This window comes from Variovorax sp. GW821-FHT09D07 (assembly GCF_059416345.1).
In genome coordinates this window covers 635,746-654,318 of record NZ_JBWKOY010000003.1, presented here as the reverse complement: position 1 = coordinate 654,318, position 18,573 = coordinate 635,746, and the positions used below count along the sequence as shown (strand labels likewise).

Here is an 18,573-nt window from a genome sequence, read left to right as displayed (position 1 = left end):
GGTGGTTTCCTTCGATCCGTGACGTGTGAATGCGGAGGAACAGAACGCCCCTCCCGCATGGAAAGAGGCGGCCACCCGCCGAAACGGTTCGCGGAAAGTCAGGATTTTTTCATGCACCGGTGCCAACGGCCACCGCAGCCAGGCGCCACTACCGCTGGAACACCCCGCAGACGCGCTCGGCCACGGCCTGCATCCAGCGCACATGGCTGGTCGAGCTGCGCGCGCCCCGGCCCGGCGGCCAGGGATCGAACAGGCGCAGCGTGGTGCCGCCCCCGCCGGGGTCGTTGTCGCCGCGGATGCCCGCGAGCACGACCATGTGGCCCGGCTGGCCGACAGGCGCGCCGCCCTTGGCGCCCCAGCGCAGGTCGAACATCAGCGGCCCCGCGTGCAGCGCGGTGCGCAGCGCGGCGACGGTCCACGGGCCGTGGGGCCGCAGCGTGAGGCCGTGCGCGGCGGCGAAGCGGCGGTTGTCGTCGTCGTCATCGCGGCTGCCCTGCGCATGGCGGTCGCTGTCCACGCGGCGGCGCAAGGCACCGTCGGCGCCCATCAGCTCCGAGGGCGTGCGCGCGACCACGGTCTGCACGGTGGCGCGCGTGAGCATCGCGGTGGCCGCCGCCCAGCACAGCGCGGGCGCGGGCTGCGGAATCAGCGCCACGGGGTGCAGCAGCGGCGCGTGGGTTTCGTTGTCGAAGGCCACGTTGCGGGTGCAGGGGCCGGCTTCGCCGTCCTCGCACAGCCAGTGCGCGGCCTGCAAGCGCAGCACGGCCGCCCGGGTGACGGGGCCGTAGTCGCCATCGGGTACGAGGGCGGGGCTGGGTTGCAGCTTGCGGTTCAGGGCCTCCTGCAGGCGACGGACATCGGCCCCGCGCCAGCCCTGTTTCAGCGTGCTCATCGGTGGGAATCCCCCTTGACACAAGGATGCACGGACGAATGAAAGCGAGCGGATGCATTGTGAAAACGGCACGCCCCTGCGTCTATTGGTCGGATGACATAGCCGGAACATGTGATGCCACGTAGGTTTCCCCCCAGCGACAGCCCCCGCAGCGGACCTTGGTAGGCTCGCTCCCCATGACCGCGCCCGCCCCGACCGCCCAGCCCATCGCCACCGAACTCGCCGACGGCGGTCTCGCGGCCCTGTTCACCGCGCCCGGCGGCGCGCCGGCCTTCGCGGTGCGCTGGCAGGGCGCCGTGCACGGCTACCTGAACCAGTGTCCGCACGCCGGCGGCCCGCTCGATTTCGAAGGCCAGATCCTCGAAAGCTCCGGGCGCTACCTGATGTGCGCGCGGCACGGCGCGATCTTCGAGCCCGACACCGGGCGCTGCGTGGGCGGCCCCTGCCGTGGCGCGCGCCTCACGCCGCTGGCGCTGCGCGAGGCGGCGGACGGCAGCGTGTGGCTGGCCGACTGACGCCGCCAAGCGGCTACAGTCGCGGCCTCTTCTCTCCGCCCTGCCCCATGCGCCGATACGCTGCTGTCTCCGTCCTCGTTCCGGCCCTGCTCATCGGCGCGGGCTGCGTCTCGCGGCCTGCGCCGCGCGTCACCTTCCTGGCCGACGGCGTGTTCAAGTCGCCCACCGCGCAGGACGCCGAGAACTACTGCCGCAACTTCGGCGCGCCGATGCGCTTCTTGAGCAGCACGCTGTCGGAGGTGCCGGCGCAGGGTGTGCCGGCGGGGGAAGTCGTCTACCGCTGCGACTGAGCTTCTTCGGCTTCTTCCGGCCGCACCCGCGCCAGGATGAAATCGATGAACGTCCGGATCGCCCGCGTGTGCTGGCGGTTCGGCATGTAGAGCATGAACATCTGGGTGCCGAAGATCGACAGGCGCCAGTCGTCCAGCGTGGTCACCACGTCGCCGCGGCGCACGTCTTCCTGCACCACGTAGTCGGGCACGAGGCCCACGCCCAGGCCCGCGAGGATGGCCTGGCGCAGGAACAGAAAGTTTTCCGAGATCAGCGTGGGCTCCAGGATCACCTCGCGCCGCGTCTCGCCCTGGTAGGCCGAGATGCGCAGCTGCCGTCCGATGACGGCGGCCGTGACCACCGGCGTGGCGCGCAGCGCGTCCAGTTGCACGGGCAGCGGGTGCCGCTCGGCGTAGGCGCGCGTGGCGCAAGCCACGTAGCGCACCGGCCCCATCTCGCGCGCCACGAGGTTCTGCGGCGGCTCGGGGATCACGCGGATGGCGATGTCGACCTCGTCGCGCAGCAGGTCTTCGATGCGGTTCTCGAACACCACGTCGAGCACGATGCCGGGGTACTGGCGCTTGAAGTCGATGAGCCAGTCGGCCATCACGAGCTGGCCGTAGCCGCTGGGCACGCTCAGGCGCACGCGGCCCTGCAGGCCCTCGCCCAGCGCGGTGACCGACTCGCGCGCCGCCAGCAGCTCGCCCTGGATGGCCACCCCGTGCTGGTACAGCCGCAGCCCGATCTCGGTGGGCTCGGCGCGCCGGGTGGTGCGCCGGATCAGCTGCGCGCCCACCGAGCGCTCCAGCTGGTTCAGGTGGTAGCTGACGTTGGCACGGGTCATCTTGAGCCGGCGCGCCGCCGCGCTCAGGTTGCCCGCGTCAAGGATTTCTACCAGCAGGGTGAGCGATTGCAGGTCCATGGGCGGATTGTGTCAAAAATTCTTTGACAGTCTGTCAACCACCTATGCAATTGTCAAAGCAGCGATGCCGGCCAAGAATGCAGGGCTCCCCAGAGCCCCGGACCCCTCGAGACTTCACGAGGGCCTGCCACGCAAGCAAGAGACAAGCGACACGCACATGGCCACCCCCACTCCCAGCCCTTCCACGTCCAACGGTCCCGTCACCTTCCAGCGTCAAGGCGACGTGTGTGTGGTGACCATCGACAACCCGCCCGTCAACGCCCTGGGCGTGGACGTGCGCCGCGGCCTGGCCGCCGCCATCGACGCGGCCGAGGCCGACAGCGGCGCCAAGGCCGTGCTGATCGTCGGCGCGGGCCGCAACTTCATCGCCGGCGCGGACATCCGCGAGTTCGGCCAGGCGCCGCAGCAACCCTCGCTGCCCGAGGTCTGCCTGAAGATCGAGAACTGCACCAAGCCGGTGGTCGCCGCCATCCACGGCGCCGCGCTCGGCGGCGGGCTGGAGATTGCGCTGTCAGCGCACTACCGCCTCGCCGCGCCCACCGCCAAGCTGGGCCTGCCCGAGGTGGCGCTGGGCCTGCTGCCCGGCTCGGGCGGCACGCAGCGCGCGCCGCGCCTCATCGGCGTGAAGCCCGCGCTCGAGCTGATGCTCAGCGGCCGTCATGCGGGCGCCAAGGAAGCGCTGTCGCTCGGCCTCGTCGACCGCCTCGGCGCTGAAGCCGACGCCCGCGCCGAAGGCCTCGCCTACGCGCAGGAACTGGTCGCCGCCAACGCCCCGGTGCGCCGCACGCGCGAAGCCGCCGGCCTGGCCGACACCGACGCAGCCCGCGCCGCGCTCGACGCCGCGCGCGCCGACACCGCCAAGAAGAGCCGCGGCCTGTTCTCGCCGATGAAGATCATCGAAGCGGTCGAAGGCGCGCTCACGCTGCCCTTCGACGAAGGCATGGCGCTGGAACGCAAGCTGTTCCTGCAGTGCATCGACAGCCCGCAGCGCGCCGGCCTGATCCACGCCTTCTTCGCCGAGCGCGAAGTGCTGAAGGCGCCCGAGACCCGCTCGGCCAGCCCGCGCCCGCTCACCTCGGCCGGCATCGTGGGCGGCGGCACCATGGGTGCGGGCATCGCCGTGGCCATGCTCGACGCGGGCCTGCCCGTGACCATGGTCGAGCGCGACGAGCCCAGCCTGGCGCGCGGCCGTGCGCACGTCGAGAAGGTGTACGACGGCCTCATCACCAAGGGCCGCATGACGCCCGAGGCCAAGGCCGCCGTGATGGCGCGCTTTTCGGGCTCGACCAGCTACGACGCCTTCGCCAACGTCGACATCGTGGTCGAGGCCGTGTTCGAAGAGATGGGTGTCAAGAAGGCCGTGTTCGCCGAACTCGACCGCGTGTGCAAGAAGGGCGCCGTGCTCGCCACCAACACCTCGTACCTGGACATCGACGAGATCGCCGCCAGCATCTCGCGTCCGCAGGACGTGGTGGGCCTGCACTTCTTCTCGCCGGCCAACATCATGAAACTGCTGGAGATCGTGGTGCCCGCCAAGGTGAGCGCCGACGTGGTCGCCACCGGCTTCGAACTCGCCAAGAAGCTCAAGAAGGTGCCCGTGCGCGCCGGCGTGTGCGACGGCTTCATCGGCAACCGCATCCTGGCCGTGTACCGCCAGGCCGCCGACCACATGATGGAAGACGGCGCCTCGCCCTACGACATCGACGCGGCCGTGCGCAACTTCGGCTATCCGATGGGCCCGTTCCAGGTGTCCGACCTGGCCGGCGGCGACATCGGCTGGGCCACGCGCAAGCGCAAGGCCGCCACGCGCGACCCGCAGGCGCGCTACGTGCAGGTGGCCGACCGCATCTGCGAGCGCGGCTGGTTCGGCCAGAAGACGCAGCGCGGCTACTACCTGTACCCCGAAGGCGCGCGCACCGGCGTGCCCGACCCCGAGGTGCTGGCCATCATCGACGCCGAGCGCGTGCGCGCCGGCATCACGCCGCGCAGCTTCACCGAAGAAGAAATCATGCGCCGCTACATGGCCGCCATGGTCAACGAAGGCGCCAATGTCGTGCTGCAGCGCATCGCGCTGCGCCCGCTCGACGTGGACGTGACCTTCCTCTATGGCTACGGCTTCCCGCGCCACCGCGGCGGCCCCATGAAGTACGCCGACACCGTGGGCCTGCCCCAGGTGCTCGCCGACATCCGCGAGTTCGCCAAGGCCGACCCGATCTTCTGGAAGCCGTCGCCGCTGCTCGTGGAGCTGGTCGAACGCGGCGCCGATTTCGCCAGCCTGAATCAATCCGAGTAACCGTTAGAGCCCACCGTCCAGGAGACAACCCCATGCGTGAAGCCGTCATCGTTTCTACCGCCCGCACCCCGCTCACCAAGGCGCACCGCGGCGAATTCAACATCACCTCCGGCGCCACGCTGGCCTCGTTCGCGGTGAAGGCCGCGGTCGAGCGCTCGGGCCTGGACCCGGCCCTGATCGAGGACGCGATCCTCGGCTGCGGCTACCCCGAAGGCACCACCGGGCGCAACATCGCGCGCCAGTCGATCATCCGCTCAGGCCTGCCCATCAGCATCGCCGGCACCACCGTGAACCGCTTCTGCGCCTCGGGCCTGCAGGCGATCGCCATGGCCGCCGGCCGCATCGTGGTGGACGGTGCGCCGGCCATGATCGCGGGCGGCGTGGAAAGCATCTCGCAGATCCGCGGCCGCAGCCCCGGCGATGGCGGCGACCTCAGCCTGGACCCGTGGATCGTCGAGCACAAGCCCGAGCTCTACATGGCGATGATCGACACCGCCGACATCGTCGCCAAGCGCTACAACATCAGCCGCGAAGCGCAGGACCGCTTCTCGGCCGAGAGCCAGCGCAAGACCGAAGAGGCGCAGCTGGCCGGCCGCTACAAGGACGAGATCGTGGCCTGCACCACCACGATGGCCGTGACCGACAAGGAGACCAAGGAGATCTCCCACCGCGAAGTCACCGCCACGGAAGACAACTGCAACCGCCGCGGCACCACCTACGAGGCGCTGGCCAAGCTCAAGCCCGTGATGGGCGACGACAAGTTCATCACCGCCGGCAACGCCTCGCAGCTGTCCGACGGCGCCTCGGCCTGCGTGATGATGGAAGCCAAGGACGCCGAGCGCGCCAACCTGAAGCCGCTGGGCGCGTTCCGCGGTCTGGCGCTGGCCGGTTGCGAGCCCGACGAGATGGGCATCGGCCCGGTCTTCGCCGTGCCCAAGCTGCTCGCGCGCCACGGCCTGAAGGTGCAGGACATCGACCTGTGGGAACTCAACGAAGCCTTCGCCTCGCAGTCGATCTACTGCCAGGAGAAGCTGGGCATTCCGTCGGAACGCCTGAACGTGAACGGCGGCGCGATCTCCATCGGCCACCCCTTCGGCATGACCGGCGCGCGCCTCACGGGCCACGTGCTGCTCGAAGGCAAGCGCCGCGGCGCCAAGTACGCCGTGGTCACGATGTGCATCGCCGGCGGCATGGGCGCCGCGGGCCTGTTCGAAATTTACTGATCATTGAGGAGTCCGCGATGGACCTGAACTTCACGACCGAAGAAGAAGCCTTCCGCAGCGAAGTGCGCACCTTCCTGGCGAACAAGCTGCCTGCGCGGCTGTCCGACAAGGTGCGCAGCGGCAAGATCCTGGAAAAGGCCGACATGCAGGAATGGCACGCCATCCTGAACGAGCGCGGCTGGCTCGCCAACCACTGGCCCGAGCAGTACGGCGGCCCCGGCTGGACCGCGGTCGAGAAGTTCATCTTCGAGAACGAATGCGCGCTGGCCTTCGCGCCGCGCATCGTGCCCTTCGGCGTCAACATGCTGGGCCCGGTGCTCATCAAGTACGGCAACGAAGCGCAGAAGAGCTACTGGCTGCCGCGCATCCTGAGCGGCGCCGACTGGTGGTGCCAGGGCTACTCGGAACCCGGCGCGGGCTCCGACCTGGCCGCGGTGAAGACCACGGCCGTGCGCGGCATCGACGCGCAGGGCGACCACTACATCGTGAACGGCCAGAAGACCTGGACCACGCTGGGCCAGCACGCCAACATGATCTTCTGCCTGGTGCGCACCAACCGCGAGGCGAAGAAGCAGGAAGGCATCAGCTTCCTCTTGGTCGACATGACCTCGCCCGGCGTGGAAGTGCGTCCGATCATCACGCTGGACGGCGAGCATGAAGTCAACGAGGTGTTCTTCTCCGACGTGCGCGTGCCCGCCGAGAACCTCGTGGGCGAAGAGAACAAGGGCTGGACCTGCGCCAAGTACCTGCTGACCTACGAGCGCACCAACATCGCGGGCGTGGGCTTCTCGGTGGCCGCACTCGAACAGCTCAAGGGCATCGCCGCCTCGCAGACCAAGAACGGCAAGCCGCTCGCGGACGACCCGGCCTTCGCGGCGCGCCTGGCGCGTGTCGAGATCGATCTGGAGAACATGAAGACCACCAACCTGCGCGTGATCGCGGCGGTGGCCGGCGGCGGCGTGCCCGGTGCGGAAAGCTCGATGCTGAAGATTCGCGGCACCGAGATCCGCCAGGAAATCTCGTCGCTCGCGCGCCGCGCCATGGGCGTGTACGGCCGACCCTTCGTCGCCGAAGCGCTGCAGGACGGCTTCACCGGCGAGACCTTCGGCCCGGCCTACGCCAAGGCTGCCGCCTCGCGCTACTTCAACAACCGCAAGCTGTCGATCTTCGGCGGCTCGAACGAAATCCAGAAGAACATCATCAGCAAGATGATCCTGGGCCTGTAAGGAGAGATGCAATGAACTTCGAACACACCGAAGACCGGCGCATGCTCGCCGACAGCCTGAACCGCTTCATCGCCGAGCAGTACGCCTTCGATGCGCGCGACCGCATCGCGAAGTCGGCGCACGGTTTCAGCAAGGAAATCTTCCAGAACTTCGCCGAGCTCGGCGTGATCGGCGCGCTGTTCAGCGAGGCCGACGGCGGCTTCGGCGGCAGCGGCTTCGACATCGCCGTGGTCTTCGAAGCGCTGGGCCGCGGCCTCGTGGTCGAGCCGCTGCTGGGCGCCGTGATGGTCGGCGAGGCGATCAGCGCCGCCGGCAGCGACGCGCAGAAAGAGAAGATCGGCGACATCGTCAACGGCGTGACCGTGGCGGCCTTTGCGCACGATGAAGCCGACACGCACTACGAACGCACGCGCGTGGCCACGAAGGCCGAGCGCCGTGGCGACGGCTGGGTGCTGAAAGGCGCCAAGGCCGTGGTGCCGCAGGGCGAGCAGGCCGACCTGTTCCTCGTGTCGGCCCGCACCTCGGGCCATGTGGACGACGAAGCCGGCATCTCGCTGTTCCTCGTGCCCGCCAAGACCGCGGGCCTCACCGTGCGCGGCTGCCCCGCCATCGACGGCGGCCGCGTGGCCGAACTCACGCTCGACGGCGTGACGCTCGGCGCCGACGCGCTGCTGGGCGCCGAAGGCCAGGGCGCCGCCACGCTGGAACGCGCCATCGGCCGCGGCGTGCTCGCGCTGTGCGCCGAAGCCCTGGGCGCGATGGAAGCCGCCAAGACCGCCACGCTCGAGTACCTGCGCACGCGCAAGCAGTTCGGCATCCTCATCGGCAGCTTCCAGGCCCTGCAGCACCGCATGGCCGACCTGCTGCTGGAGATCGAACAGGCCCGCTCGGCCGTGATCAACGCCGCCGCCGCCATCGACGGCAGCGACCGCGTGGCGCGCGAGCGCGCGCTGTCGGCCGCCAAGTTCAGCATCGGCCGCATCGGCGCGCTGGTGGCCGAAGAAAGCATCCAGATGCACGGCGGCATCGGCATGACCTGGGAGCTGCCGCTGCCCCACTACGCCAAGCGCCTCGTGATGATCGACCACCAGCTCGGCGACGAAGACCACCACCTGCAGCGCTACATCGCTCTGGGCAAAGAGGTCGCGGCATGACGGACAAGACCGTCCTCATCTCGCAGGAAGGCTCGGTCCGCATCCTGACCAACAGCAACCCGGCCGCGCGCAACGCGATCACGCCGACGCTGTACGCCGAACTCTCCGCCGCGCTCACCGACGCGCAGAACGACCCCGAGGTGGGCGCCATCGTCTTCACCGGCGCGGGCGACTTCTTCTGCTCGGGCGGCGACCTGAACCTGCTGGCCAAGCGCCGCGAACTGCCCGAGGCCGAACGCCGCGAGAAGCTCGAAGGCCTGCACGACCTGATCCGCGCGATCCGCGACTGCGGCAAGCCCGTGATCGCGGCCGTCGAAGGCGGCGCGGCCGGCGCGGGCCTGTCGATGGCGCTGGCCTGCGACATGCTGGTGTCAGCGCGCGATGCGTTCTACACGGTGGCCTACGTCAAGGTCGGCCTCACGCCCGACGGCGGCGCCACGGCCTTCCTCGCGGAGTTCGTCTCGCGCCAGCTGCTCACCGAGCTGTGCCTCACCGGCGACCGCCTCACGGCCGAGCGCCTGCACGCGATGGGCGCGGTGAACCGCCTGACCGACAAGGGCGGCGCGCTGGCCGAAGCCATCGCGCTCGCGGCCAAGGTGGCCAACGGCCCGCAGCGCGCGAGCGCACGCATCAAGACGCTGTGCCGCCAGGCCCATCGTGCGACGCTCGAGGAACAACTCGAGGCCGAAGCGGTCTACATGGTGGCGTCGCAGGCCGATGCCGAGGCCGCCGAAGGCATCGGCGCCTTCCTCGGCAAGCGCAAGGCCGACTTCGTCGCGTTGCGCCACGCCCCCAAGCCCGACGCGTCCTGACGCGCCGAGCCCCTCCCCGCGTGTGCATGCCGATGCAGATGCGGGGGTCTTTCGTTTTCCTGGAGTTGTTCCCATGCCCTCGCTGAATTCCTCGCTGCCGCTCGCCGGCGTGCGCGTCCTCGATCTGTCCCGCATCCTTGCCGGCCCCTGGTGCGGCATGGTGCTGGCCGACATGGGCGCCGAGGTGATCAAGGTCGAGCACCCGGGCCGCGGCGACGACACGCGCGACTGGGGCCTGCGCGTGGGCAAGACCGAGACCGCCTACTTCAACAGCGTGAACCGCAACAAGCGCTCCGTCACGCTCGACCTGCAGACGCCCGAGGGCCAGCAGATCGCGCGCGACCTCGCCAAGCAGTGCGACGTGGTGCTGCAGAACTTCAAGTTCGGCGGCATCGACAAGCTGGGCCTGGGCTACGAACAGCTGCGCAAGGAGAACCCGGGCCTGATCTACTGCTCGATCTCGGGCTACGACCGCACCGGCCCCGAGGCCGCACGCCCCGGCTACGACCTCGTGGTGCAGGGCGAGGCCGGCCTGATGGCGCTGAACGGCGAAGCCAACCAGCCGCCGCTGAAGTTCGGCGTGGCCGCCGTCGACCTGTTCACCGGCATGTACTCGGCGCAGGCCGTGCTGGCCGCGCTCTACCAGCGCGAGAAGACCGGCACCGGCCGCCACATCGAGATGGCGCTGTTCGACTGCGGCCTGATGATCACCGCCTACTACGGCCTCGAGGCGCTGCTGATGGGCGAAGACCCGCCGCGCTATGGCAACTCGCACCCGTCGATCGTGCCCTACGGCGTGTTCGACGCGGCCGACGGCCCGCTGGTGATCACCGTGGGCAACAACGCGCAGTTCTCGCGCTTCTGCACCGAAGTGATCGAACGCCCCGACCTCGCCGCAGACGAACGCTTCAAGACCAACATCCTGCGCTCGGCCAACCGCGCGGCGCTGCTGCCCGAGCTGACCGCCGAACTCGCGAAGCGCCCGCGCGCCGCGCTGCTCGAAAAGCTCAACGCCTCGGGCATTCCCTGCGGCGAAGTGCTGGGCCTGCTGGAAGCATTGAACTCCCCGCGCGCGACCGACGCCGGCCTGGTCACCAAGCAGCCGCACCCGGTGGCCGGCGAAGTCAATGTGCTGGCGCCGCCCTACCGTTTCGATGGCGAGCGCCTGCCCGTGCGCAGCGCGCCGCCCACTTTGGGCGAAGGCACGCACGACGTGCTGAAGTCCCTGCTCGGCCTGTCGGATGAAAAGCTGGCAGCGCTGAAAACGAATGGCGTCGTCTGATCGCACACAGCGAAGACAACGCCCGCATCCCTGAAGAGAAATCCATGGCCTTCCCGTTCCTCCGTACCCCCCGCAACCCCGTGCGCCGCGCCCTGCTCGCGCTGGCCCTTCCCCTGCTGGCCGGCAGCGCCTTCGCCCAAGCCTGGCCGACCAAGCCGATCACGCTGGTCGTGCCCTTCCCGCCCGGCGGCCCGACCGACGTGGCCTCGCGCATCGTGGCGCAGAAGATGTCCCTGTCGCTCAAGCAGAACATCCTGGTCGACAACCGCAGCGGCGCCTCGGGCACCATCGGCGCGGCCTTCGCGGCCAAGGCCGCACCCGACGGCTACACCTTCGTGATGCTGGCCACGCCGACGCTGCTGGCCTCGCACCTGTACGGCACCGTGCCCTACGACATCTTCAAGAACTTCACGCCCGTGGGCACGGTGTACGACCTGCCGATCGTGATGGTGGTGAACCCGAAGGCGCTGCCCGGCGTGAACGGCCTGCAGGACCTGATCGCCAAGGCCAAGGCCGACGGCGGCAAGCTCAACTACACGACCGCCGGCGCCGGCAGCTTCGGCCACCTGACGACCGAGCAGCTGAAGAACATCGGCAAGTTCGAGATGCAGCACGTGCCCTACCGCGGCAGCGCCCCGGCCGTGACCGACCTCATCGGCGGCCAAGTGCCGGCGATGTTCTCCGACCTCGTGGCCGTGATCCCGCACATCCGCGCCGGCACGCTGCGCCCGATCGCCGTGGGCTCGGGCAAGCGCGTGAGCCTGCTGCCCGACGTGAAGACCGTGGCCGAGCAGGGCTTCCCCGGCTTCGACGCCACCTCGTGGGGCGGACTGCTGGCCCCGGCCGGCACGCCGCAGGCCGTGGTCGACCGCATGAGCGCCGAGCTGAAGAAGGCGCTGGCCGACAAGGAAGTCGGCGAGAAGCTGCAGAGCGTGGGCTCCTTCGCGGCCTACGGCACGCCGGAACAGACCGCCACGCGCATGCGCCAGGACTTCGAGCGCTGGGGCAAGGTCATTCGCGACAACAAGATCACGAACCAGTAAGACACGGCCTCCGTCCGCAGCCGGCAAGACCCCTCAAGGAGACAACATGACAACAGGCAACGACAAGAACAACAACAACGTCATCGGCACACCGTTCCGCCCCCGGTTCCCGGTGCGCGGGCTCGCCGACATCCGCGCGCTCGAAGCAACGCCGCTCGACGAAGCGCTCACGGTGCGCAGCACCTACGAGCTCTTCCGCAATTCCGGCGCGGCCTTCGGCGACAAGACCGCGCTCACCTTCCTGCGCAGCGGCAACCCGGCGGATGAACCCATCCGCTGGTCGTACGCGCAGCTGCTCGCGGGCATCCACCAGACCGCGAACCTGCTGCACACGCTGGGCGTGGGGCCTGACGATGCTGTGGCGGTGCTGCTGCCCGGTTGCCTCGAGTACCACCTGGCGCTGTGGGGCGGCGAGGCCGCCGGCATCGTGCAGCCGCTGAACCCGCTGCTCACCGACGAGAAGCTGGTCGCACTGATGACCGCAGCGCGCGCCAAGGTGCTGATCGCCTACGGCTCGGACGCAGAATCGGGCATGTGGTCGAAGGCGATGCGCCTGCGCGGCCAGGTGCCCACGCTCACCACCGTGCTGCGCGTGGCGCCGCACGACGAAGCGCCGGGTGCTGCAGGTGCGTTGCCCGAGGGCGTGGCCGAGTTCGACGTGCTGCGCGCCGCGCAACCGAGCGACCGCCTCGTGAGCGGCCGCGACATCGCGCCCACCGACATCGCCGCCTACTTCCACACCGGCGGCACCACGGGCGCGCCCAAGCTCGCGCGCCACAGCCACGGCGCGCAGGTGTTCACCGCCTGGGCCAGCGTGCAGCTGGCGGGCATGAACGAGCAGGGCATCTCGATCAACGGCTACCCGCTGTTCCATGTGGCGGGCGTGCTGCCGGCCTCGCTCTCGTCGCTGTCGGCGGGCGTGGAGGTGATCATTCCGACGCCCTCGCTGCTGCGCAACAAGGAGGTGCTGGCCAACTACTGGAAGCTGGTCGAGAAGTACCGCCCGACCTCGCTGTCGGCCGTGCCCACGGTGCTCGCCGCGCTGGCCAACGTGCCGCTGGACGGCGCCGACATCTCCTCCATCACCTACTGCCGCACCGGCGCCGCCGTGCTGTCGCCCGAGCTGGCCGCGCGCTTCGAGCGCCTGTTCGGCCTGCACGTGCACGAGAGCCTGGGCATGACCGAGATGGCCGGCATCTCGACCATCACGCCGCCCGGCGTGAACGGGCCCGCGGGCTGCGTCGGCTTTCGCCTGCCCTATGCGCAGGTGCGCATCGTGGCGCTCGACGAGAACGGCAACGCCAGCGACCGCGAGGTGGCGCAAGGCGAGACCGGCATGGTGCTGTTCAAGTCGCCCAACGTCTTCTCGGGTTTCGTCGATCCGGCCGACAACGCCAAGGCCTTCACGGCCGACGGCTGGCTCGCGACCGGCGACCTGGGCTGGATGGACGCCGAAGAGCGGCTGCACCTCACAGGCCGCTCGAAGGACCTGATCATCCGCAGCGGCCACAACATCGACCCCAAGACCATCGAAGACGCACTGGGCGCGCACCCCGCCGTGCAGCTGTGCGCCGCAGTCGGTGCGCCCGATGCCTACGCGGGCGAGCTGCCCGTGATCTTCGCGACGCTGGTGCCCGGCGCCTCGGCCACCGAGGACGAGCTGCTGGCCTTCACGTCAGCGCGTGTCGACGAAGCGCCCGCGCGCCCCAAGTGGGTGTCGGTGATCGCCACGATGCCCATGACCAACGTCGGCAAGATCTACAAGCCCGAGCTGCGCGCCATGGCCGCGCGGCAGGTGGTGGCGGCCACGGTCGCCGAGGTTTGCACGGCACTCGGCCTGAGCGATGCGGCACGGCCGGCGGTGACCACGGAAGGCGAAAGCCTCGTGCATGTGCAGATCGACGCCGCCGCAACGGGCGCACAAGCCGCGGCACTGCAGGAGCGGCTGCAGAAGGCCCTGGAGCCGCTGCCCTTCAAGACGCGCATCGCGCTGAAGTGACCGGCCTGCTTCTTCTTCGACACGATTTTCTGAAACCGAACGGGAGACAAACCATGACCCATCAACCCTCGACCCGCCGTGCGCTGCTGTGCGCCGCAGCCTCGACCGCCGCGCTGTTCGCGTTGGCCCCCGCACATGCGCAGGCGCCCTACCCGAACAAGCCGATCCGCCTCGTCGTGCCCTTCCAGGCCGGCGGCGCGACCGACGTGCTGGCGCGCGTGCTGGGCCAGAAGATGTCGGCCAGCATGGGCCAGCCCATCGTGGTGGACAACAAGCCCGGCGCGGCTGGCATCATCGGCACCGATACGGTCGCCAAGGCCGCGCCCGACGGCTACACGATCGTGCTGTCGCTGAGCAACTCGCTGATGACCAACGAGTTCCTCTACGAGAAGCTGCCCTACGACACGCAGCGCGACCTCACGCTGGTCTACCAGATCGCGATGGCGCCGCTGGTGCTCGTGGTGCACCCCAGCGTGCCCGCCAAGACCGGCCCCGAGCTGCTGAAGTACGTGGCCGCGAACAAGGGCAAGGTGGCCTACGGCTCGTACGGCGTGGGCGCCTACCCGCACCTGGCCGGCGCGCACATGAGCCTCACGCAGCAGGCCGACATGAACCACGTCGCCTACAAGGGCGAGGCACCGATGGTGCAAGACCTGATCGGCGGCCAGATCCAGATGGCCTACGCCAGCGCGCTCGCGGCCAAGCCGCACATCGACGCGGGCAAGCTCAAGGCCGTTGGCGTGACCGGCGAGCGCCGCATGAGCACGCTGCCCAATGTGCCCACGCTGGCCGAGCAAGGCCTGAAGGACGAGGCCTACCGCGTGACCGGCTGGCTCGCCATCGCCGCGCCGGCCAAGACGCCCAAGGCCATCGTCGACCGCATCGCCGACGAAGTGCGCAAGGCCACGCAGCAGCCCGACGTGCGCGAGCGCGTGGCGGCCATGGGCTTCGAGATCAAGGACAGCTCGCCCGAACTCTTTGCCGCAGCCTGGAAGCAGGAGCGCCCCGTGTGGGAGCGCCTGATCAAGCAGTCGGGCGCCAAGCTCGAGTAACCCCTTTTCCCATTTTTGTCATTCAAGAGGAACAGCCATGAAAGTTCTGGTGCCTGTCAAACGGGTCGTCGATTACAACGTGAAGGTGCGCGTCAAGAGCGACGGCACCGGGGTGGACATTGCCAACGTCAAGATGAGCATGAACCCCTTCGACGAGATCGCTGTCGAAGAAGCGGTTCGGCTGAAGGAAAAGGGCATCGTGACCGAAGTCATCGCCGTCTCGTGCGGCGATGCCAAGTGCCAGGAAACCCTGCGCACCGCGATGGCCATCGGCGCCGATCGTGGCATCCTGGTCGAGACCTCGGAAGAGCTGCAGCCCCTGGCCGTGGCCAAGCTGCTCAAGGCGCTGGTCGACAAGGAACAACCGTCTCTCATCATCCTCGGCAAGCAAGCCATCGATGACGACGCCAATCAAACGGGCCAGATGCTGGCTGCGCTGGCCGACCTGCCCCAAGCCACCTTTGCCTCGAAGGTCGACCTGGCAGCCGACAAGGTCACCGTCGCACGCGAAGTCGACGGCGGCATGGAAACGCTGACGCTCACGCTGCCTGCGGTCATCACGACCGACCTGCGCCTGAACGAGCCGCGCTATGTGACGCTGCCCAACATCATGAAGGCCAAGAAGAAGCAGCTGGACACCTTCAAGCCCGAAGACCTCGGCGTGGACGTCAAGCCCCGCCTGAAGACCCTCAAGGTCAGCGAGCCCCCGAAGCGTGGCGCCGGCATCAAGGTGCCCGACGTCGCCACCCTGGTGGACAAGCTCAAGAACGAAGCCAAAGTGATCTGAGGAAGAAACGAACATGACCGCACTCGTCATTGCCGAACACGACCACGCCAGCATCAAGCCGGCCACCCTCAACACCGTGACCGCCGCGCTGGCTTGCGGTGGCGACGTCCACATCCTCGTGGCCGGTGCCAACGCCGCCGAAGCCGCCAAGGCCGCCGCGCAGATCGCCGGCGTGTCCAAGGTGATCGCTGCCGACAGCGCATCGCTGGCTGAAAACCTCGCCGAGAACGTCGCCGCACAAGTGCTGGCGATCGCCGGCAACTACAGCCACATCCTGTTCCCCTCGACCGCCAACGGCAAGAACGTCGCACCGCGCGTGGCTGCCAAGCTGGACGTGGCGCAGATCAGCGACATCACGAAGGTCGATAGCCCGGATACGTTCGAGCGCCCGATCTACGCCGGCAATGCCATCGCCACCGTGCAGAGCAGCGACGCCGTCAAGGTGATCACGGTCCGCACGACCGGCTTCGACGCCGCAGCCGCCACCGGTGGCAGCGCCACCGTTGAAACCGCTGAAGGCGTGGCCGACAGCGGCAAGTCGACCTTCGTCGGCCGTGAAGTCACGAAGAGCGAACGCCCCGAACTGACCGCCGCGAAGATCATCGTCTCCGGCGGCCGTGCCCTGGGCAGCGCCGAGAAGTTCACCGAAGTGATGGCCCCGCTGGCCGACAAGCTGAACGCCGGCCTCGGTGCCAGCCGCGCCGCAGTGGACGCGGGCTACGCCCCGAACGACTGGCAAGTGGGCCAGACCGGCAAGATCGTCGCGCCGCAGCTGTACATCGCCGCGGGCATCTCGGGCGCGATCCAGCACTTGGCCGGCATGAAGGACTCGAAGGTCATCGTCGCGATCAACAAGGACGAAGAAGCCCCGATCTTCTCGGTGGCCGACTACGGCCTCGTGGCCGACCTGTTCACGGCCGTGCCGGAACTCGTGACCACGCTGTAAGCGGCTGCGACGATGAAGACCCGCATCACCGAACTGCTCGGCATCCGCTACCCCATCATCCAGGGCGGCATGCAATGGGTGGGCCGCGCCGAGCTGGCCGCGGCCGTGTCGAACGCCGGCGGCCTGGGCATTCTCACGGCACTCACGCAGCCCACGCCCGACGACCTGCGCCACGAAATCGCGCGCACGCGCACGATGACCGACAAGCCCTTCGGCGTGAACCTCACGATCCTGCCAGCGGTGAAGCCGCCGCCGTACGCCGAGTACGTGCAGGCCATCATCGACAGCGGCGTGAAGATCGTGGAGACCGCCGGCAACAGCCCGAAGGACTTCATCGAGGCCCTGAAGCGCCACGACGTGAAGATCGTCCACAAGTGCACCTCGGTGCGCCACGCGCTTTCGGCCGAGCGCAACGGCGTCGACGCGGTGTCCGTGGACGGTTTTGAATGCGCGGGGCATCCGGGCGAGGACGACGTGCCCGGCCTCGTGCTGCTGCCAGTGGCGGCGCGCAAGCTGCGCATTCCGATCATCGCGTCGGGCGGCATCGCCGACGGCCGCGGCATGGCCGCCGCGCTGGCGCTGGGCGCCGAAGGCATCAACATGGGCACGCGCTTCTGCGTGACCCAGGAAGCACCGATCCACGACAACATCAAGCAGGCACTGGTGGCCGCGACCGAGCGCGACACCAAGCTGATGTTCCGCACGCTGCACAACACGGCGCGCGTGTTCCGCAACGCGATCTCCGAAGAAGTGGTGGCTACCGAGCGCCGTCCCGGCGGCTGCGAGTTCGAGGACATCCGTCCGCTGGTGGCCGGCGCACGCGGCCGCGCGGCACTGGAGTCGGGCGAGGTGCACAACGGCGTGGTCTCGGCCGGCCAGTGCATCGGGCTGATCGACGACATCCCGACCTGCGCGGAGCTGCTGGAGCGCATGGTGCGCGAGTGCCGTGAGCATCTGGACCGCGCCCGCAGCTGGATGAACTGAAGCTCTGCCGCGCTCCTGCCGACGGGGCGCCTTGCTCCGCGAATGTCCCCCGCCCTTCGGGCTCCTCCTTGATTTCGCTGCGCAAGGCACCCCATCGACGTGAGCGTTCAGAGCCGCTTCGGACTGGCGCAGCACCGGGCCCGCGAGGCCCGTGCTCGGCGCATCGCGGAAGCTGCATTTGTTGGCGCTCGCCGAGACTTCGTGCCGCATGAACCGGCCACTTCGCCGGGTTCTTCTCTAGAGTGAATGCCCCTGTCACTCGACACCCCACCAAGGGAAGAAGAAAGGCGCCACACCCTCACCACTACAGAGATGTTTGAAGGCTGCTTGCCTCGCGGCAGGTCGTCGGTGCGAAAGCAGCGATGCAGATGCGAGGTATCAAAAGGCGACGGCCAGGGTGTTACTAGCACCCCGGCCGTCTAACCAAGTTCGTGCAATCGCCTTGGAAGGAACGCACAAAAATGGCTACCAAGACTATAGCCCGGCCTCGCACGCCGGTAGCGTCCGAAGACAACGCCCAAGACCCGGCGGATCTTCTCGAAAACACCCTCTCGCAACTCGAAGCGCTCCTGTGGGTCTGCCACGGAGAAGGCATCGACTGGTGCAGCGGTGACGGGCCTCGACAGCTGGACAACGTGCTTTGGCTTTCGGCTGAACTTGCTCGCAAGGCTGGAGAGCTGTTTCAACTGAGCGAGAAGGCGCGACGCGCAGCGCTTGAGACCGGCGGTTAGCGGCTGGTCTGCGGGCTGCGTGTTTCGCGGCCCGCTCTGGTGAACGGGTTCTTTTGGATGCGACGGCTGAAGCCCTTGTGATGGAGGGAATTCGGTTCGGTCGAGGTGCTTGTGGTGCAGGCCTCGGTGGCAGCCATGCGCTCCATGCGGATCGTCGGCAGACGATGCGAGCATCTGCTTGGCAGCGTTTGCCGACATCCCTCGGCCTCGCGCGAATGGGTACTATCGGCCAGAACCGGTCGTTCGAGTCGCCGGGAGAACTATGACAGTCGTCGTTGAAATAGGTCGTACCCACGGCTTCAACAAGATCAAGTGTGCAAGCACTCTGTGTTCAGTGGCGCACCTAACGCTTTTCGAGGCTCAGCGATTGGTCAACGCCATAGATGGCGGAGCTACTGCAGAGGTGGTGCTTGGGTCGCTGGGTGATGCGGAGCAATTGATA

General features: G+C 68.5%; 17 protein-coding genes. 15 read left to right on the top strand and 2 right to left on the bottom strand.

What is annotated here, in order from left to right; translation table 11 throughout:
- Positions 1-148: 148 nt before the first annotated feature.
- Positions 149-892 carry a peptidoglycan-binding protein gene (locus tag AC07OX_RS14470; RefSeq protein ID WP_495261872.1) on the bottom strand — a complete coding sequence of 248 codons (744 nt, stop codon included), beginning with the start codon at positions 890-892 and terminating at the stop codon, positions 149-151.
- A 176-nt stretch (positions 893-1,068) separates the two neighbouring features.
- On the opposite strand from AC07OX_RS14470, the gene AC07OX_RS14465 reads away from it, so the two are divergent.
- Both AC07OX_RS14465 and AC07OX_RS14460 read left to right on the top strand, forming a co-directional pair.
- Entirely contained in the window at positions 1,069-1,407 is a 339-nt protein-coding gene (locus AC07OX_RS14465) for a Rieske (2Fe-2S) protein (protein ID WP_070060176.1), read from the top strand.
- Positions 1,408-1,454: 47 nt separating this feature from the next.
- Complete coding sequence (locus AC07OX_RS14460; RefSeq protein ID WP_495261871.1) at positions 1,455-1,697, top strand: hypothetical protein; 243 nt, start codon at positions 1,455-1,457, stop codon at positions 1,695-1,697.
- Here the strand turns inward: AC07OX_RS14460 and AC07OX_RS14455 are convergent.
- On the bottom strand, positions 1,682-2,599 hold the full coding sequence (locus AC07OX_RS14455) for a LysR family transcriptional regulator (protein ID WP_062478562.1): 918 nt from the start codon (positions 2,597-2,599) through the stop codon (positions 1,682-1,684). The genes AC07OX_RS14460 and AC07OX_RS14455 overlap by 16 nt on opposite strands.
- A 157-nt stretch (positions 2,600-2,756) precedes the next feature.
- Between AC07OX_RS14455 and AC07OX_RS14450 the strand changes: the two genes are divergently transcribed.
- The 13 genes from AC07OX_RS14450 (at position 2,757) to AC07OX_RS14390 (ending at position 18,131) form a co-directional block, all read left to right on the top strand.
- Positions 2,757-4,892, top strand: a complete 2,136-nt coding sequence (locus AC07OX_RS14450; RefSeq protein ID WP_495261870.1) for a 3-hydroxyacyl-CoA dehydrogenase NAD-binding domain-containing protein — start codon at positions 2,757-2,759, stop codon at positions 4,890-4,892.
- Positions 4,893-4,924: 32 nt separating this feature from the next.
- Positions 4,925-6,115: an acetyl-CoA C-acyltransferase gene (locus tag AC07OX_RS14445; RefSeq protein ID WP_495261869.1), complete on the top strand. Its 1,191-nt coding sequence runs from the start codon at positions 4,925-4,927 to the stop codon at positions 6,113-6,115.
- A gap of 17 nt (positions 6,116-6,132) precedes the next feature.
- Positions 6,133-7,341, top strand: coding sequence for an acyl-CoA dehydrogenase family protein (locus AC07OX_RS14440; protein WP_062478554.1), 1,209 nt, complete (start codon positions 6,133-6,135; stop codon positions 7,339-7,341).
- Between the two features lie 11 nt (positions 7,342-7,352).
- Positions 7,353-8,495 carry an acyl-CoA dehydrogenase family protein gene (locus AC07OX_RS14435; RefSeq protein ID WP_495261868.1) on the top strand — a complete coding sequence of 381 codons (1,143 nt, stop codon included), beginning with the start codon at positions 7,353-7,355 and terminating at the stop codon, positions 8,493-8,495.
- Complete coding sequence (locus AC07OX_RS14430; RefSeq protein ID WP_495261867.1) at positions 8,492-9,307, top strand: oxepin-CoA hydrolase, alternative type; 816 nt, start codon at positions 8,492-8,494, stop codon at positions 9,305-9,307. Before AC07OX_RS14435 ends, AC07OX_RS14430 begins: the two co-directional genes overlap by 4 nt.
- A gap of 73 nt (positions 9,308-9,380) precedes the next feature.
- On the top strand, positions 9,381-10,589 hold the full coding sequence (locus tag AC07OX_RS14425; protein WP_307695654.1) for a CaiB/BaiF CoA transferase family protein: 1,209 nt from the start codon (positions 9,381-9,383) through the stop codon (positions 10,587-10,589).
- 44 nt (positions 10,590-10,633) lie between these two features.
- The gene (locus tag AC07OX_RS14420; RefSeq protein WP_307635933.1) at positions 10,634-11,632 is read left to right on the top strand and encodes a Bug family tripartite tricarboxylate transporter substrate binding protein; all 999 of its coding nucleotides are present in this window, start codon (positions 10,634-10,636) and stop codon (positions 11,630-11,632) included.
- 46 nt (positions 11,633-11,678) lie between these two features.
- Positions 11,679-13,631, top strand: coding sequence for an acyl-CoA synthetase (locus AC07OX_RS14415; RefSeq protein WP_495261866.1), 1,953 nt, complete (start codon positions 11,679-11,681; stop codon positions 13,629-13,631).
- A 53-nt stretch (positions 13,632-13,684) separates the two neighbouring features.
- Entirely contained in the window at positions 13,685-14,683 is a 999-nt protein-coding gene (locus tag AC07OX_RS14410; protein ID WP_447741022.1) for a Bug family tripartite tricarboxylate transporter substrate binding protein, read from the top strand.
- A gap of 37 nt (positions 14,684-14,720) precedes the next feature.
- Positions 14,721-15,470, top strand: coding sequence for an electron transfer flavoprotein subunit beta/FixA family protein (locus AC07OX_RS14405; RefSeq protein WP_159278609.1), 750 nt, complete (start codon positions 14,721-14,723; stop codon positions 15,468-15,470).
- A 13-nt stretch (positions 15,471-15,483) separates the two neighbouring features.
- Positions 15,484-16,416: an electron transfer flavoprotein subunit alpha/FixB family protein gene (locus tag AC07OX_RS14400; protein WP_495261865.1), complete on the top strand. Its 933-nt coding sequence runs from the start codon at positions 15,484-15,486 to the stop codon at positions 16,414-16,416.
- A gap of 12 nt (positions 16,417-16,428) precedes the next feature.
- Complete coding sequence (locus AC07OX_RS14395) at positions 16,429-17,400, top strand: NAD(P)H-dependent flavin oxidoreductase (protein WP_062470992.1); 972 nt, start codon at positions 16,429-16,431, stop codon at positions 17,398-17,400.
- Positions 17,401-17,861: 461 nt separating this feature from the next.
- Positions 17,862-18,131 (top strand): hypothetical protein, encoded by a 270-nt coding sequence (locus AC07OX_RS14390; RefSeq protein ID WP_495261864.1) that lies wholly within the window; start codon positions 17,862-17,864, stop codon positions 18,129-18,131.
- The last annotated feature ends 442 nt before the right edge of the window (positions 18,132-18,573 follow it).